Below are 566 nucleotides of genomic sequence, written 5' to 3'. Positions count from 1 at the left end.
CACAGGAGGCTCAATGCCTCTTCGTGCTTTGTGATCTCTTTCGTAATAGCGTCCTCCACAGTATGGCGGTGCTGTTCAAGCGCTTCCAAGTGCCCAAATATCATGCGAAGAAAGCCGCGCTGGTGCTCCGAGAGCGAACCGTTCAAGGCAATCAGTATTTCGTCGATACGTTTCCGGGTCTGCGTTTTCAGGCACCGGTCCAGAGCTTCCCGCGAAATATTTCCGTATTCCATGAGATGACGGATGATGTTTCGCCCGGAAGCGCCAAATGCGTCCGACAGAAACGCTGTGAAGCGGAAACCGGAGCTTTGCAGAAATTTATCGATGCGATTCTTTTGGGCGGTAATGTCGCGAACGATGCTCTTACGATACCGGGTCAGATGCCGCAGTTCCCGGAAGGTCTTATCTGGGATAAAACTTCCCTTTAGTAATCCGGCACGGAGTAATGTGGCGATCCATTGCGCGTCTCGCATATCCGTTTTGCGCCCAGGCACATTCTTCATGTGGCGGGCATTCACTACCAGAATGTTGATCTGCCCATCAAAACAAGGTTCCAGCATTTCGTA

At 51.6% G+C, this 566-nt stretch carries 1 protein-coding gene; it reads right to left on the bottom strand.

Features of this window, described 5'->3' with window-relative positions; translation table 11 throughout:
• Positions 1-566: IS110 family transposase (locus H7U37_RS15180; RefSeq protein ID WP_204876995.1), on the bottom strand; the 566-nt coding region annotated here is incomplete at both ends.

This window comes from Pseudoflavonifractor phocaeensis (genome assembly GCF_016901735.1).
Classification (GTDB): Bacteria; Bacillota; Clostridia; order Oscillospirales; family Oscillospiraceae; genus Pseudoflavonifractor_A.
This window is presented reverse-complemented; position numbering and strand designations above follow the sequence as displayed.